A 14,771-nucleotide genomic window follows, 5' to 3' on the forward strand; every position below is an offset into this window, starting at 1 on the left:
CCGGGTTCCCGGCGCTGGACTACCGTCGCACCATGCGTGAGTACCCCGGGAGCGACTTCCTCGCCGACTGCCCGGCCCGGTTGGCGGTCGAGGTCATCGCCGACAAATGGGCCGTGGTCGTGCTGTTCGCGTTGAGCCGGAGGCCGTGCCGACACGGCGAGTTGGCCGAGTCGATCGGCGGGGTCTCGCGGAAGGTGCTGACCCAGACGCTGCGACGGTTGCAGGGGCACGGCCTGGTCGGCCGTCACGCCGGGGCCGGGAAGGTCGAGTACGCGCTGACGGACCTGGGCCGGACGCTGGTCGAGCCGATCGCCGTGCTCACCCGGTGGGGTCATGAGCACGGCGCGGCGGTGACGGCGTTCCAGGAGCCCGGGACGGACTGACCGCCCGCGGCCCCCTCCTCGCGTCCCCGGCTGCGAGGAGGGACCTACCTCAGGCGAGCAGGCGGGCCGGGAGGTACGGGGACTCGACGTGGACGGCCCAGCCCCGGCGCCGGGCGTGGCAGGCGAGGGCGAGGACGTCGAGGCTGATCGCGGCCTCGGCGTCGGTGGCGCGGTCGGCGACCGAGTGGTGGTCGCGGTGGGCTTCGAGGGCGTCGATCAGCGCCAGGTTGAAGCTGGTCTCGTCGCCCTCCACGAGCTGGGAGAAGAGGACCACCGGCGGGCCGGGGAAGCCCCACTCCTTCGTCCGCTCGGCCTCGCGCAGGGCCCGTTCGGTGGCCGGGAGCGGGTCGACGCCCCGGAAGTAGTCGTGCAGGGCGACGCGGTAGCAGGCGTACGCGGAGCGGTCGGCGGTGGAGTGGGTGGGGCCGGCGAGGACGACCGGGGCGAGGTCCTCGCGGACGCCCGTGATCAGGGCGAGGTCGAGGGCGAGCTGCCAGTGGCCGGGGCCGGTGTCCTCGTCCCGGGTGGCCGGGTAGCGGACCGTGCGGCCGCCGATGGTCACCTCGGCCTCGGTGCCGGGCTCGGCGAGGGCGATGCGGAACAGCGCGGCGCCCAGTTGGGAGGCCAGGCGCAGACCGGCGAGCTGGGTGTCGGTGACGTCGGCGGACTGCGAGGCGCGGGCCCGGAGGAGGAGCACCTGCTTGCCCAGGGCGCGGGCGAGCAGGGCGACGGTGTGGCGGTCCTCGGGCCCGGGGTCGATCGCTTCCCGGGTGCGCCGCTCGTACAGGGCCTCGCTGTCGGGGTGGAGGGGGAGGGCCGGGCTCGGCCGGTCGATGCGGACGGGGCCTGCGGCGAGCCGGGCGACGGCGTCGGGGCGCCGGTCGCGGCCGAGGCCGGCGACCCGGGGGCCGGGGCCGGCGAAGCCGGTGACCAGGGCGTGCGGGAGGTAGTCGGTGTCGACGGCGGGGAGCCAGCCGTGGGCCCGGTGGGCGAGCGCGGCGAGGGCGAGCGGGAGCAGCGGGAGGAGGCTGCGGGGGCTGGTGCCGTCGGCGCGGTCGAGGAGGGCGAGCAACCCGGAGTCGAAGGCCGCGCGGTCCTCCGCCGCGAGGGCGCGCAGGGTGCGGAGGGCCTGGGTGGCCTCGCTGTCCCGGTCCTCGATCCGGGCCAGTGCGGCGTCGATGGCGGCGAGCCGCTGTTCGGCGGTCGCGGCTTCGGTCGGCTTGCTGTCAGTCGGCTCGCCGCCGGTCGCGTCCTCGTCGCGGGTACGGCCCAGGAGGTGGGCCATGAAGCCGTTGACGAGCTGGGCGGCGGAGTAGCCGCCGCCGGCGGGCATGGCCTGCCAGGTGAAGGCGAAGGCCTCGCCGTGCCGGGTGAACCGGTCGGAGAGGATCGCGAGGCAGAGCGCGTCGAGCCAGTACCGGGGGAGGACGAGGCTGCGCCGTACGCTCCCGTCCGCCTCCTCCGGGTCGTAGCTCATCCCGAAGTTCGGGTAGTCGAGGAACACCTGGAAGCCGTCGTACGCGTAGTACGCGGCGAAGGCGATGGCGCCGGCGGCGGCCTCGGCGGCGTCCTTGAGGACGGCCCGGGCCTCCGGGGTGTCGAGGGCGGGGGAGTCGGCGGAGAGCGCGCCGAGGTGGTCGAGGAACTCGTCGGCGATCAGCCGCCATTCGGTGGCGGTCATCAGATCGGCGCGCGCGTACGAGTGGACCATCCGTCCGATCCGGTCGGTGAAGCCCTCGCGGGCCGCCGAGACCGCCGCTCCGTCCACCTGGTGACGTTCGATCCGCACAGTGCCGCTCCTTGATCCCTTGCCCGGCCGTCAGCCTAGACGTGGGGTCCGACAGTGCGCGGTGCGGGGGTCGGTGGCGGCCATCCGATTTCAAACGATGTTTGAAAATGGTCGTGGGCGCGCTAGTGTCATGATCGGCGGCGGCGGAGCATGCGGGCCGGGGGCCCGGAATCCCGCCTGCCATGGAGAAGTTGACGGCCAGTCGTACCGGACTGTCCGCACGCGCCGGTCCGCCGCCGCTGAACCGTCCACGGACCGCCCATGCATCGTCGTGACCGCGAGGGAGAGCACATGCCGGAGAAGCTGAGCCGTGAAGCGACCGGGGAGGCACCGGCCTTCGACACCGCCCGCTGGCAGGCCCGGCTCGACGGACTCCTCGCCGCCCACCGCATCCACGGTGCCACCCTGGCCGTGCTGGCCGGCGGTGAGATCCACGAACTGGCCTCCGGCATCCTGCACTCGGAGACCGGCGTGGCCGTGACCACGGACTCCGTGTTCCAGATCGGCTCCGTCAGCAAGGGCTACACGGCGGCGATGGCGGTGCTGCTCGCGGAGGCCGGAAAGCTCGACCTCGACGCGCCGGTCGTGGACGTCCTGCCGGAGTTCGCCGTCGCCGACACCGATGCCACCCGCACCATCACGCCACGTCAACTCCTCAACCACACCAGCGGCATCGAGGGCGACTTCGTCAGCGACACCGGCCGCGGGGACGACTGCCTGGCCCGCTACGTCGAGGGCGCCCGCACGGTCGGACTGACCAACCCGCCCGGCGCGACCGTGTCGTACTCCAGCACCGCGTACAACGTCCTCGGCCGGATCGTCGAGGTCGTGACCGGCGGCACGTGGGACGAGGCGTTGAAGGAACTGCTCACCGGCCCGCTCGGGCTGGAGCACACCATGACCCTGCCGGAGGAGGTGCTGCGCTTCCGCGCCGCGATGGGGCACATGGGCGACCCGGGCGAGGAGCCGGTGCCCACGCCGCTGTGGAACATGATGCCGCGGTCGGCCGGCCCGTACGGCGGGATCTGCGCGACGGCGGCCGATGTCGCCCGGTTCGCGCGGCTGTTCGTGGACGGCGGCGCCGCGCCGGACGGGACGCGGGTGCTGCCGGAGGCCGTGGTCGGGGCGATGCTGAACCGCGAGGTCGAGATGCCCGACCAGTGGTTCCTCGGCGCGCACTGGGGGCTCGGCTGGGGGCTCTTCGAATGGGACGGCGTCCGGGGGTTCGGGCACGACGGCAGCACCTTCGGGCAGCTGGCGTACCTGCGGGCGATGCCGGAGAAGGGCGTCGCGGTGGTGCTGCTGACGAACGGCGGGGGAGCGGCGCCCAAGGTGTTCGAGGCGCTGTGCCGGGAACTGTCGGCGGAGCTCGCGGACGTGACGATGCCCGGCTTCGAGCCGCCGGCCCGGCCGCCGGTGGTCGAGCTCGGGGGATTCGTCGGCAGGTACCGCCGCGAGGGCTTCCTGATGACGATCGCCGAGAGCGGAGGTGAGGGTCGCGGCGAGGGCGACGCCGAGGGCGTGCTGACCCTGACGTACGAGGGCGCCGACGGCCTCGCGGGAACCTTCGACCCGCTGGTGTGGCAGCTGACGGCGGTGTCGGACGCCCCGGCGAAGACCGTCTTCGCGGGGCGTCGGAACGAGAAGGACGCGTGGATACCGGTGGTGTTCTACGCCCTGGCCGACGGGAGCCGGTACGTCCACTTCGGCGTGCGGGCCACGGCCAAGTCGGCGTAGCGACGCGGGCGTGAAGGGGCCCGGCAGCGGCGTCACCCACGCCACTGCCGGGCCCCTCGGCGCCTGCGGCCGCTCGCCGCTGCGGCCGGGTCAGCGCGTGCCGGTCAGTCGGTCAGTCGCCGACCGAGACCGTGGCCGTGCGGCCCGGGGCGAGGGTGACGGTGGCGGTGGTGTACGTCCGGCCGTCGACCGTCGTGGTGCGGGTCGGCTGCGGGTGGCCGTCGACGGTGAGGGTGGTGTGGGCGCCGGGGAAGCGGGCTTCCCAGGTGAGGCGGTCGGGGCCGGTGTCGGTGAGGGTGCTGCTGCGCTGCCCGTCGTGGCGGAGGGTGACGGTGCCGGAGCCGACGGGGATGTCGGCGACCTGGACCCAGCCGATGTCGGCGGGCAGCTGGGAGGTGGTGGTCAGGGCGTGGGCCGCGGCGTCGGGTTGGACGCCGAGGAGGCCCTGGACGGTCTGGGCGAGCAGGGTGAAGGGGAGCTCGGGGTAGTCGCCGTTGAGCATCCGGCCGCTGGCGTGGGTCCGGTCGACACCGTGGTAGATCTGCCGCATCCACTTCCAGGCGGTGGCGCCGTCGTGGTTGGCGAAGTAGGTGTCGGGCAGGTAGGTGAGGGCCTCGGCGTTGACGGAGGCCTGGGGGCCCGACTCCTGGGTGTCGATGTACCGGAGGTAGTCGTCGAGACGGGGACCGGGGGCGAGGAGTTTCTTCATCGGCATCAGCACGCTGGTCTCGTAGCCCCAGCCGCTGACCGGGCGGCCCTGGGTGTCGTAGCCGTGGACGAGTTCGGCGGGGTGGTCCGGGTCGGTGCTCCAGGTGGTGTTGACGTAGGTCCGCAGGGTGTCGGCGGCCTGCCGGTACCCGGCCGCGCCGGCGGTGTCGCCGCGGGCGGCGGCGAGGGTGGCGGCGGCGAGGTAGGCCTGGTACTGGGAGGCGAGGGCGTCGCCGGCCTCGGCGTAGGCGGTGGTGGTGTTCTCGGCGTAGCCGGCGGTGCCGGCGAAGATGCTGCCGCTGGTGGCCTGGGGGATCGGGACGCCGTGGTCGTCGATCGGCCCGGGGTGCCGGGTGATGAAGCTGCCGAGGGTGGTGCGGACGTAGTCGGTGAGGAGCGGGTCGTCGGCGTAGTCGCGGTCGCCGGTCCACTGGTAGGCCTCGCCGGTCTTCTGGACCAGTTCGAAGGGGGCGGGCAGCTCGCGGACGAAGCTGGTGGGGCCGTGGTAGTCGATGGCGGCGTTGGTCCTGGCGTCGAAGTTGAGCGCCCAGACCGGGTAGTCGCCGTTGAGGTCGGTGGCGGAGGCGGCGAAGGCGCGCAGCATGGTCTTGTTCTGGGCGTCCAGGCCGAGCAGGTGGGCGCCGACCAGCTGGTGGGCGAAGTCGCGGCTGTAGAAGGCGGAGCGGAAGGGGTAGCCGGCCCAGTAGGTGGTGTCGTAGGTGCCGGTGGAGGTGCCGCCGGTGTTGTTCTCGTCCATGTTCAGCACACCGGGGGCGCCGGCCTGTTGGACCCAGCCGTTGGCCTTGGTCTTCGCCCAGTCGAACAGGGCCACCAGCTCGCGGTCGGAGGAGCTGATCCGCGGGTCGTTCGGGGCGGCGGGGGCCACGGACGCGTCGTCGACGTTGATCCAGCCGGACGGGGCGGAGCCGATGGCGAGGGTGATCCGGTCGCCGGGCGCGACCGTGACGCGGGGGAGGGTGTACCTGGCGTACACGGGTTGTTCGGGCAGGGTCAGGGACCGTACGACGGTGCCGTTGACGGCCACCGAGAAGCTGCCCCCGGCCGCGCCGGTGGCGATCCAGGCGGACAGGTCGTACGTCCCGGCGGTGACGGCGGTGAGCTGCCGGCTCACCCGGTGCTCGGGGCCCGCGTCGAGGTAGGCGAGGCGGCCGCCGTAGTGCGGGTTGTTGGTGGCGACGCCGGTGTGATCGGTGAACGTCCAGCCGGTGGTGCCCTGTTCGAAGCCGGGGTTGTCGAGGACCAGCGGCTCGGTGCGGGTGAGGGTCCAGCGCTGGTCGGGGGCGGAGTCGCAGCGGCGGGCCAGCACCGGCAGGTCGGCCCGGTCGGAGTGGTCGGTTCGGCCGGGGTGGTCGGCGGGCGTGGCGTGCGGCGCGGTGAGGCACTGGCCGTCGTCGAGGGCGGTCAGGGTGTGGCCGCCGCCGGGGGCCGGGGAGACGGCGAACCGTTCGTGGTCGGGGTGGCTGCCGCAGTCCTCGGTCACGGCGGTGCGGGCCCGTTGGTGCGCGGGGCCGGTGACGACCAGGCACTGCCCGGTCGCGGCGTTGACCAGGAGGTAGCCGGCGGGGGTCGCGGTCGCTCCCGGGGGCGGGGCGCCGGTCCGGCGCAGCTGCCAGCGCTGGCTCAACAGGCCCTCACAGGCGGCCCGGACGGCCGGGGTGCCGGGCCGGGCCTCGGCGAACCTCGGCCCGAGGCACCCGCCGCCCGGGGCCGCCCCGAGGACGTAGCCGCCGCCGTCCACCAGGGTGTCCTGGGCGGCCCGGGCCGGGGTCGCGGTGGTGACCTGGGCGCCGAGGACGGTGAGGGCGGCGAGGAGGGCGAGGCCGGACGGCAGTGCGGTGGCGCGGGCACGGGGCGCGGGGGGCATGCGGGCTCCTTGACGGGGACCTGAGCATTTGAACGTTCAAAATCGCGGCAAAAGCCTTGACCCATGTGATCGGTGACATGTGTTATTTCACATGTCGCATCGGAAGCCGTCAACGGAAAGCGCACGGGCGGCTGCCAGTCCCCCCGATTCCGACCGAGTGTCACCCCCGACCAAGAGCACCCCTGACCGAGCGTCACCCCCCACGCACCCCCACCACCCCCACAGGAGCGCACGTGCGCCTTCTCCCACGCCGCCTCGCGGTACCCCTGCTCGCCTCGGCCCTCGCCGTGACCGGCCTCGGGGCCCTCACCCTCGGAGCGGCCACCCCGGCCGCCGCGCTCGGCAACGGCAACGCCCTCACCCCGCCGATGGGCTGGAACTCCTGGAACTCCCTCGGCACCGAGGTCACCGAGCAACAGGTCGTCCAGACCATCGACTTCATGGCCGCCAACGGCCTGGTGGCGGCCGGCTACAACACCGTCACGGTCGACGACGGCTGGTCGCTCTGGCACCGCGACGGCCAGAGCGCCGACTTCGTCCGGACGCCGTACGGCTCGATGCAGCTGTACGACACCGCCGGGAACCCGGTCGCCGGGACGGACGGCACCGGCAACGACCCCACCTCCGGCCACCTCGTCCCGCGCCCCGACCACTTCCCCTCGCAGACCGTCGACGGCCGGACCGTCAACGGCATCCAGTACCTGGCCCAGTACGCCCACGGCAAGGGCATGAAGTTCGGGCTCTACGCCACGGACACCTACGAGACCTGCCAGATGCACCCCGGCAGCCTCGGCCACGAGGCCACCGACGCGGGCGACTTCGTCTCCTGGGGGGTCGACTACGTCAAGTACGACGACTGCCCGTACGGGCCGCAGATCACCGGCCCGGACGGCCACGACTACGCGACCCAGGGCGAGGGCAAGGAGCTCACCCGCTCCGTCTACGCCCGCGTCCAGACCTTCCAGCGGGCCCTCGACGCCGCCTCCGCCGCCCAGGGCCGCCCGAAGGTCACCCTCAGCGTCTCCGCCCAGCCCGCCCACACCGGCGTGCCCTACCTCCTCGACCCGGCGGACCCGGCCCGCACCGACCCGGTCGTCCGGGCGGCGGGGACGGCGCCGTTCAGCGCGCCCGGCTACGCCCCGACGGGCGTCTGGTGCGGCCAGGTGGCCAACCTGTGCCGGATCGGCGGGGACCGGGACAGCGAGCTCGACGGCGTGCTGTGGAACGGGCAGCTTCAGACGGCCCTGCGCTACCCCGGGAACGTGCGCCCGGGCAGCTGGAACGACCTCGACATGATGTACACCGGCTGGAACGACGTCTACGGCCTCTACGGCACCACCGACACCTGCACCTGCCACAAGCCGTTCACCGACGACGAGTCGCGCACCGAGACCTCCGTGCTCGCGATGCTCGCCGCCCCGCTGATCTCCGGGGCCGACCTGCGGACCGCCGCCCAGTCCCAGCACATCGACGGCGGCCACACCTGGTCCACCGGGATCGGCGCGTCGAGCCTGGCCGTCCTGGAGAACCGGGACGTGGTCGCCGTCGACCAGGACGCGCTGGCCCAGCCCGCCACCCTGGTCGGCGCCGCGCCCACGAGCAGCACGGCGCCGGTGGTGCTCAAGCGGCAACTGGCCGACGGGAGCACCGCCGTCCTGCTGGTCAACCAGGACCCGGCCGCCGCGCACACGATCGGTACGGACCTCGCCTCGCTGGGGCTGACCGGCGGGTTCGGCTACAAGGAGCTGTGGTCCGGCGCGACAGGCACCGTGACCGGCAGCGCCGCGGGCGGCGGTACGGTCGGTGGCACCTGGGTGCCCGCGCACGGCGTCGCGATGTACCGGCTCACCCCGCAGGCCGCGACCGGCCCGGCGACGGTCGTGGACGACGGCAAGTACCACGCCCTGGGCACGGGCGGCTCCGGCGGCCCGGTGCTGGAGGTCGCGGGCACGTGCAGCGCGCCGCTGGGCGCGGCCGCCGACGTCAACACCTGGTGGCCCACCCACACGTCGGAGCAGTGGACCTTCACCGGCAACCCGGACGGCACCGTGCGGATCAGCGACAACTGCGACACCGCCACCCACGTCCACACCGTCCTGGCGGCGGGCACCTCGCCGGGAGGCAGCGCCTACCTGCTGAACTACTCGCCGGGCAACCCGTGGCAGGAGTGGCGGGTCGTCCGGAACACCGCGACCGGGGTGCTCACCGTCACCAACGTGGCCACCGGGCTCGCGCTCGACGCGGGCGGCGGGGCGGCGGGCACGACGGTGACCACCGCGGCGCCGAACGGCGCTGCGGCGGGGCAGGGTTGGAGTGTCCTCTCGTAGCCCCGACCGCGTGACGTGACCGGGTGACGTGACCGGGTGACGCACCGCCGGGGCCGGGCGCCGGGGCCCGTGGTGGGATGATGGCCCGGACGGTTCCGCAGGTGAGGGGTGGCGCGGCGCATGAGCAGCAGGTTGCGGGTGCTGAGGCAGCAGAACCGGCTGAGCCTGGAGGCGCTGGCCGAGCAGGTCGGCGTCACCAAGAGCTACCTCTCCAAGGTCGAGCGCGGCCTCAGCGACCCGTCGATCTCGACCGCCCTCAAGCTGGCCCGCGCCCTCGGGGTCGACGTCGGCCGGCTGTTCTCGGACGAGGTCGAGCCGGAGCTGGTGACCGTGGTCCGCGCCGGGGAGCGGACCCCGATCGCGGGCGGGGCTGGCCCCGGCGCCCCGCACTACGAGGGCATCGCGACCGGCCTCAGCGGCAAGCGGATGGTGCCGTTCGTGATGTACCCGCCGACCGACGCCACCGGTTCCCCGTTCAAGTCGCACCCGGGGGAGGAGTTCTTCTTCGTCCACGCGGGCGCGGTGGAGCTGGAGTTCCCCGAGCGGACGGTGGAGCTGGGACCGGGGGACAGCGTGTACTTCAACTCGGCGGTGCCGCACCGCTGCCGGAGCACCGGTCCGGAGCCGGCCCACATCCTCTTGGTCATCCACGACGAGCAGGACGGCACCGTGGACCGGGTCCCCAGCCTGCCCTGAGCGCCGCTGTTGCCCGGTTCCCCTGTTCCCCGGCGGGGGTTCAGCCGGTGGCGTCCGCCAGCAGCCGGGCCAGCTCCGCCCGGCGCTCCTCCGCCAGCGGCAGCAGCGGCGGCCGGGGCTCGCCGACGTCCAGGCCGAGCAGGGAGAGGCCCGCCTTGACCGTGGTCGGCAGCCCGCCGCGCATCAGGAACTGCAGGACGGGCAGCTGGCGGTAGTACACCTCGCGGGCCGCGTCCAGATCGCCCGTGCGCACCGCCCGGTACAGCTCCAGCGGGAGTTCGGGGATCAGGCAGGGCGCGGCCGTGCACCAGCCGCTGGCGCCGGCCGCGAAGGCCGCCAGCGCGAGCGGGTTGGAGCCGTTGTAGAACGGCATTGCGCCGTCGGAGAGTTGGGTGAGGCGGTGCATCCGCTGGATGTCGCCGCTGCTCTCCTTGACCATGGTGATGTTGTCGACGTCCCGGACCAGCCGGTGGATGAGCTCCGGCGGGAGGTCGACCCCGGCCGTCCTGGGGTTGTTGTAGATCATGATCGGGATGCCGACGGCGTCGGCGACGGCGGTGTAGTGCCGGGTGATCGCCTCTTCGTCGAGCGTCCAGTAGGAGAGCGGGAGGAGCATCACCACGTCCGCGCCGGCCTGTTCGGCGAAGCGGGCGCGGCGCACGGCGCTGCGGGTGGTGAGGTCGGCGATGCCGACGACGGTGGGGACGCGGCCCGCGACGGCGGAGACGGAGGCCTCGGCGACGGCGTACCACTCCGGGTCGTCCAGGTAGGCGCTCTCGCCGGTGGAGCCGAGCGGGGCGACGGCGTGGCAGCCGGAGACGACCAGACGGTCGATCAGTGCCGTGAGCCCGTCGAGGTCGAGGCCGCCGTCGGTGCGGGAGAACGGGGTCACCGGGTACGCGATGATCCCTTCCAGGGTGGTCGCCATGTCAGGACTCCTTCCGGGCGGGTGCGGCGGGTGCGGTGCGTGTAGCGGGTGCGGCGGTCGGGGTGGTGAGGGCGTCGCCGTGGCCGGCGCGCAGGGCGCGGCGGGCGTAGTAGGCGAAGTTCGCCTGGCCGCGCTTGGGGGTGGAGATCCAGTCGTGGGCCTCCTGGGCGAGCAGGCCGGGGATCTCCTGGATCTTCCCGGCCGCGCTCGCCAGCAGCTGGAGCTTGGCGGCCCGCTCGAAGAGCAGGGCGAGGGTGCAGGCCTCCTCGACCGTACCCGTGGCGACCAACTGGCCGTGGTGGGCGAGCAGCAGGGCGCGCTTGTCGCCGAGGGCCGCGGAGATGATCTCGCCCTCCTCGTTGCCGACCGGGATGCCGGGCCAGGTCTCCAGGAACGCGCAGTCGTCGTACAGCGGGCACATGTCCATGTGCGAGACCACGAGCGGGGTCTCCAGCATGGACAGCGCGGAGATGTGCAGCGGGTGGGTGTGGATGATGCAGTTGACGTCGGGTCGGGCACGGTAGACCCAACTGTGGAAGCGGTTGGCCGGGTTGGCCATGCCGTCGCCCTCCAGGACGGTGAGGTCCTCGTCGACGAGCAGCAGGTTGTCCTCGGTGATCTCGTCGAAGCCGAGGCCCAGCCGCTGGGTGTAGTAGGTGCCGGGGCGTTCGGCGCGGGCGGTGATCTGCCCGGCGAGGCCGGAGTCGTGCCCGGCGTCGAACAGGATGCGGCAGGTGAGCGCGAGCTTCTGGCGCACCGTCCAGTCGTTGTCGGGTATCGCGGTCTGCATCCGGTGGTGGGCGAGTTCCACCAGTTCGGACTTGCCGGCCTCGAAGGTGTCGGTCATGGCCGTGGCTCTCCTCGGTGACGTGACGCGGTGGTGTCGCGTACGGTCGGGTGCGGTCAGGTGCGGCTGGCGTGCCTGTGGTTGTGCCTGCGGGTGTTCCTACGGGCGTGCCGCAACCGGGTGACACCTCGTTCACTGTAGGACACAAGGTGTCCTGCGTCCATGTCGCCTGCCGGAGAGGGCAGTTCAGCCGGCGGACCGGTGCTGGTGTCGTCGCTGGAACTGCCGGTGCCGTCGCCGCCGTCGGGCGAGCGCGATCAGCGCCGCGCACAGCGCGGTGGCGGCCAGCAGGAGCAGCCAGTTGCGCAGGTACGGCAGCGGTAGCACCGTCGGGTTGCCGGAGTCGCGGCCCGCCCGCAGGACGGCGGGCAGGCCGACGGCGGTCAGCGCGGCGGCCACCACCAGCCAGCCGCGCAGCACCCAGCCGGGGGCCGGGCCTGGCGCGCGGAGGGCCGGGCCCGCTGCGCGGAGTGCGGCCGCCACGGCGGCGCCCGCCAGGCAGGCCAGCGGCAGCCACAGCCCGTCGTGCAGGACCAGGGCGCCGACGGCCCACCACAGCACCCCCGCGGGCTCGGTGACGTAGGCGTCGTCGAGCAGCCCGTACAGGCCGACGCCGGTCAGCGTCAGCCCGGCCGCCAGGGCCGCCCCGCGCAGCCAGGTCGCGAGCGCGGTCATGCCAGCACCTCGATCCGGGCCACCCACTTGGTCTGCAGCACGCCGGGCCGGTTCGGCGCGATGATCCGCGCGGGGAAGCCGTGGTCCGCGCTGAGCTCCTCGCCGTCCACCCGCAGCGCCAGCAGGGTGAGCGGGTCGGCGGCGTACGGGGCGGGCAGCTCGGACACCCGGTACGGCCCCTCGGCCTCCAGCGAGGTGACCCGTACGGCCGCTCCCGGCGGCGCCCCGGCCCGCGCCAGCAGGTCCGCCACCCGGACCCCGCCCCACCGGGCGCTCACGCTCCAGCCCTCGACGCAGGCGATCGGCAGCACCGCCTCGTGCTGGGGGAGTCGGCGCAGCTCGGCGAGCCCGATCCGGAACGGCCGGGGGCCGTCGACCACCAGCCGCCAGTCGGCGGGCACGGTCACCGTCCCGGCCTGGGCGGCCGTACGGTTGACCGGCAGGCCGCCCGCCCCCTGGCCCGGGCGGCGCGGGGCCAGCAGGTCCACCGCGCGCAGCCAGGGCACGCTCTGCCCGGCGGTGGTGAGCGTCACCGCGCCGACGGCCGCTCCCACGGCGGTCAGGAACCCCCGGCGCCCGGCCACCGCCGGGGTACCCCGGGCGCGCCAGTGCCGGGCGACGAGCGGTGCCTTGACGGCCAGGTGGACCAGCAGGCCGCCGATCGCGAGCCAGGCCAGCCAGAAGTGGGTCTGGCGGAACGGGAACGGCCAGGGGTACCACTGGAGCGTGTTCAGGAGACCGGTGCACAGCTCCAGCAGCACGGCCGCCACCAGGACGGCGATGCCCAGCCGCTCCAGGGCGTGCAGCACGCTGCGGGCCGGCGGCCAGTCGAACAGCCGGGGGTAGACCGTCCACAGCTTCGCGCCGGTCAGCGGGATCGCGGCGATGCCGCTGATCACGTGCAGTCCCTGGGTGATCCGGTACCCGTCCACGGGGCGGGAGGGCAGGCGCGGTGCGAGCCAGTGCGGCGGGTCCTGGAGGAGGTGGCTGGTCAGGCCGGTCAGGAAGCAGACCAGCAGGGCCGCGCCGAGCCACCGGCCGAGCACGACGGCCGTGCGCGGCTCGTGCAGCGCGGAGGTGAACGCGCCGTCGCGGAAGGGGCCGCGTCGCAGGGAGTCGGGCGGGGGAGGGAGCGGGCGGTCGAGGCGGCGCCGGGCACCGGAGGGCTTGGAATCCACCCGTCCATCGAAGCGCGCCGGACGTGCCGTGAGGTGCTGCGGCGTCCTTACGGAATGCGAACGGCGCCGCCCAGGGGGAGGCCCGGTGGGGCCGCGAGGGCCCTCGGTGTTCGGTCTTGGGGAACCGGACCGTGCCCGTTTCGGTGGGGCGAAACGGGCCGGCACCGGGAGCCTCATGCTCGTCACGGCTGCCAACGTTCCGCCAACGAATTACCGATGCCCCGCCGGTGACGGAAGTCTGGTGTGACGAAAGCCTGGTGACGAATGGTCACCGCACGTAGGGTCCACCCATGAACGACGAGATCACGACCACGTTCGGCAACAGGTTCTACTCGTTCGACGGTCGGATTCTGGAGATCTTCGGCAGTGACCCCATCCGCTTCCACGTCCGGTACCTGCACCTGAGCGTCACCGGCCCGGACCGGAAGGGGAAGCGGACGGTGGAGATCGCGCACGGCCGGCCGGAGGCGCCGGGGGCCCGCTACGTCTGGACGTACACGGCCGCCGAATGGGAGCAGGCCCAGGGCCTGGTCGAGCTGCTGGAGGCGGTGCAGGCGGCCGTCGACTCCGCTGCTGCTGCCGCCGTCTCCGGCCCCGGCCCCGGGCCCGGAGACGGTCCCGGTTCCGGTTCCGGGCCGGGGTGATGCGGCCATCGGGTCGACATGCCCGTACCCACCCGCTCCCCGGGTCGTTGCTCCTGGCACGCAGGGACCGATCCCTCGTCAGGGCGGCCGGACCGACGGGCAGCGAGCCGCGGCAGCCGAGCTGAGGCAAGCGAGCTGCGGGAAGCGGAAGCGAACGAGGGGTGCGACATGGGGCGAATCACGAGGCGGGGCTTCGTCGCGGGCACGGCGGCGGCACTCGGAGGGCTGGCCGCGGCCGGCCCGGCGCTCGCCGCAGGCCGGGGCGGGCCGCAGCATAAGCCCCTGCGGGCGACGACTGAACGGCGGGACGGCGCGCGGGACTTCCGCGGTGTCTGGCTGGCGACGGTGGCCAACCGGGACTGGCCCTCCCGGCCCGGCCTCACCGCGGAGGCCCAGCGCGCCGAGCTCCTCACCCTGCTCGACCAGGCGCAGGAGCGGCGGCTGAACGCGGTTCTGCTCCAGGTCCGCCCCACCGCGGACGCGCTGTGGCCGTCCCCGTACGAGCCCTGGTCGGCCTGGCTCACCGGGGTGCAGGGCCAGGACCCCGGCTGGGACCCGCTGGGCACCGCCGTCCAGGAGGCGCACCAGCGCGGCCTGGAACTGCACGCCTGGTTCAACCCGTACCGGATCGCGACCCACGACGACCCCTCGCGGCTCGTCCCGACGCACCCCGCCCGGGTCCACCCCGACTGGGTGGTGAGCTACGGCGGGCGGCTCCACTACAATCCGGGCCTGCCGGAGGTCCGCAGCTTCGTGCAGGACGCCGTGCTCGACGCCGTACGCCGCTACGACGTCGACGGCGTCCACTTCGACGACTACTTCTACCCGTACCCGGTCGCCGGGCAGCGCTTCGACGACGACGCGGCCTACGCCCGGTACGGGGCGGACTTCCCGGACCGGGGCGCGGGGGGGGGGGGGCCCCAACACACCCCCGGGGGGGGGGGGCGGGCCCCCCGGCAAGGGGGCCCACCCCC

General features: G+C 73.9%; 12 protein-coding genes. 6 read left to right on the forward strand and 6 right to left on the reverse strand.

Annotated elements, in window-relative coordinates; translation table 11 throughout:
* The first annotated feature begins 32 nt into the window (after nt 1-32).
* On the forward strand, nt 33-383 hold the full coding sequence (locus ACFWXO_RS33480; RefSeq protein ID WP_380528677.1) for a winged helix-turn-helix transcriptional regulator: 351 nt from the start codon (nt 33-35) through the stop codon (nt 381-383).
* A gap of 49 nt (nt 384-432) precedes the next feature.
* Here ACFWXO_RS33480 and ACFWXO_RS33485 read toward each other — a convergent pair whose 3' ends face one another.
* Nucleotides 433-2,172 (reverse strand): Imm49 family immunity protein, encoded by a 1,740-nt coding sequence (locus ACFWXO_RS33485; RefSeq protein ID WP_380528679.1) that lies wholly within the window; start codon nt 2,170-2,172, stop codon nt 433-435.
* 291 nt (nt 2,173-2,463) lie between these two features.
* Between ACFWXO_RS33485 and ACFWXO_RS33490 the strand changes: the two genes are divergently transcribed.
* The gene (locus ACFWXO_RS33490) at nt 2,464-3,909 is read left to right on the forward strand and encodes a serine hydrolase domain-containing protein (protein ID WP_380528681.1); all 1,446 of its coding nucleotides are present in this window, start codon (nt 2,464-2,466) and stop codon (nt 3,907-3,909) included.
* Nucleotides 3,910-4,021: 112 nt separating this feature from the next.
* Here the strand turns inward: ACFWXO_RS33490 and ACFWXO_RS33495 are convergent, their stop codons facing one another.
* Nucleotides 4,022-6,502 carry an RICIN domain-containing protein gene (locus tag ACFWXO_RS33495; protein WP_380528683.1) on the reverse strand — a complete coding sequence of 827 codons (2,481 nt, stop codon included), beginning with the start codon at nt 6,500-6,502 and terminating at the stop codon, nt 4,022-4,024.
* Between the two features lie 233 nt (nt 6,503-6,735).
* Here ACFWXO_RS33495 and ACFWXO_RS33500 point away from each other — a divergent pair, with 233 nt between their 5' ends.
* Both ACFWXO_RS33500 and ACFWXO_RS33505 read left to right on the forward strand, forming a co-directional pair.
* Nucleotides 6,736-8,829 (forward strand): alpha-galactosidase, encoded by a 2,094-nt coding sequence (locus ACFWXO_RS33500; RefSeq protein ID WP_380528684.1) that lies wholly within the window; start codon nt 6,736-6,738, stop codon nt 8,827-8,829.
* A gap of 120 nt (nt 8,830-8,949) precedes the next feature.
* Complete coding sequence (locus tag ACFWXO_RS33505; RefSeq protein WP_380528686.1) at nt 8,950-9,525, forward strand: helix-turn-helix domain-containing protein; 576 nt, start codon at nt 8,950-8,952, stop codon at nt 9,523-9,525.
* 40 nt (nt 9,526-9,565) lie between these two features.
* On the opposite strand, the gene ACFWXO_RS33510 is transcribed toward ACFWXO_RS33505, so the two are convergent.
* The 4 genes from ACFWXO_RS33510 to ACFWXO_RS33525 form a co-directional block, all read right to left on the reverse strand.
* A complete protein-coding gene (locus ACFWXO_RS33510; RefSeq protein ID WP_380528688.1) occupies nt 9,566-10,453 on the reverse strand; it encodes a dihydrodipicolinate synthase family protein in 888 nt (295 codons plus the stop codon).
* A gap of 1 nt (nt 10,454) precedes the next feature.
* Nucleotides 10,455-11,300: an aldolase gene (locus tag ACFWXO_RS33515; RefSeq protein ID WP_380528690.1), complete on the reverse strand. Its 846-nt coding sequence runs from the start codon at nt 11,298-11,300 to the stop codon at nt 10,455-10,457.
* 186 nt (nt 11,301-11,486) lie between these two features.
* Entirely contained in the window at nt 11,487-11,975 is a 489-nt protein-coding gene (locus tag ACFWXO_RS33520) for a hypothetical protein (RefSeq protein WP_380528692.1), read from the reverse strand.
* On the reverse strand, nt 11,972-13,087 hold the full coding sequence (locus ACFWXO_RS33525; protein WP_380528698.1) for a molybdopterin-dependent oxidoreductase: 1,116 nt from the start codon (nt 13,085-13,087) through the stop codon (nt 11,972-11,974). The genes ACFWXO_RS33520 and ACFWXO_RS33525 overlap by 4 nt, the downstream gene beginning before the upstream one ends.
* Before the next feature lie 356 nt (nt 13,088-13,443).
* On the opposite strand from ACFWXO_RS33525, the gene ACFWXO_RS33530 reads away from it, so the two are divergent.
* Together ACFWXO_RS33530 and ACFWXO_RS33535 are read left to right on the forward strand one after the other, a co-directional pair.
* Nucleotides 13,444-13,797 (forward strand): hypothetical protein, encoded by a 354-nt coding sequence (locus tag ACFWXO_RS33530; protein WP_380528694.1) that lies wholly within the window; start codon nt 13,444-13,446, stop codon nt 13,795-13,797.
* Nucleotides 13,798-13,965: 168 nt separating this feature from the next.
* On the forward strand, nt 13,966-14,771 hold an 806-nt coding region (locus tag ACFWXO_RS33535), incomplete at its 3' end, for a glycoside hydrolase family 10 protein (RefSeq protein ID WP_380528696.1).

The sequence above is a fragment of the Kitasatospora sp. NPDC059088 genome (genome assembly GCF_042738155.1).
Lineage (GTDB): Bacteria > Actinomycetota > Actinomycetes > Streptomycetales > Streptomycetaceae > Kitasatospora.

What these genes read in the sequence shown, in the direction of transcription:
- ACFWXO_RS33495 (WP_380528683.1), bottom strand. Translation starts at nt 6,502, where the DNA reads ATGCCCCCCGCGCCCCGTGCCCGCGCCACCGCACTGCCGTCCGGCCTC.
- ACFWXO_RS33520 (WP_380528692.1), bottom strand. Translation starts at nt 11,975, where the DNA reads ATGACCGCGCTCGCGACCTGGCTGCGCGGGGCGGCCCTGGCGGCCGGG.
- ACFWXO_RS33515 (WP_380528690.1), bottom strand. Translation starts at nt 11,300, where the DNA reads ATGACCGACACCTTCGAGGCCGGCAAGTCCGAACTGGTGGAACTCGCC.
- ACFWXO_RS33505 (WP_380528686.1), top strand. Translation starts at nt 8,950, where the DNA reads ATGAGCAGCAGGTTGCGGGTGCTGAGGCAGCAGAACCGGCTGAGCCTG.
- ACFWXO_RS33490 (WP_380528681.1), top strand. Translation starts at nt 2,464, where the DNA reads ATGCCGGAGAAGCTGAGCCGTGAAGCGACCGGGGAGGCACCGGCCTTC.
- ACFWXO_RS33480 (WP_380528677.1), top strand. Translation starts at nt 33, where the DNA reads ATGCGTGAGTACCCCGGGAGCGACTTCCTCGCCGACTGCCCGGCCCGG.
- ACFWXO_RS33510 (WP_380528688.1), bottom strand. Translation starts at nt 10,453, where the DNA reads ATGGCGACCACCCTGGAAGGGATCATCGCGTACCCGGTGACCCCGTTC.
- ACFWXO_RS33530 (WP_380528694.1), top strand. Translation starts at nt 13,444, where the DNA reads ATGAACGACGAGATCACGACCACGTTCGGCAACAGGTTCTACTCGTTC.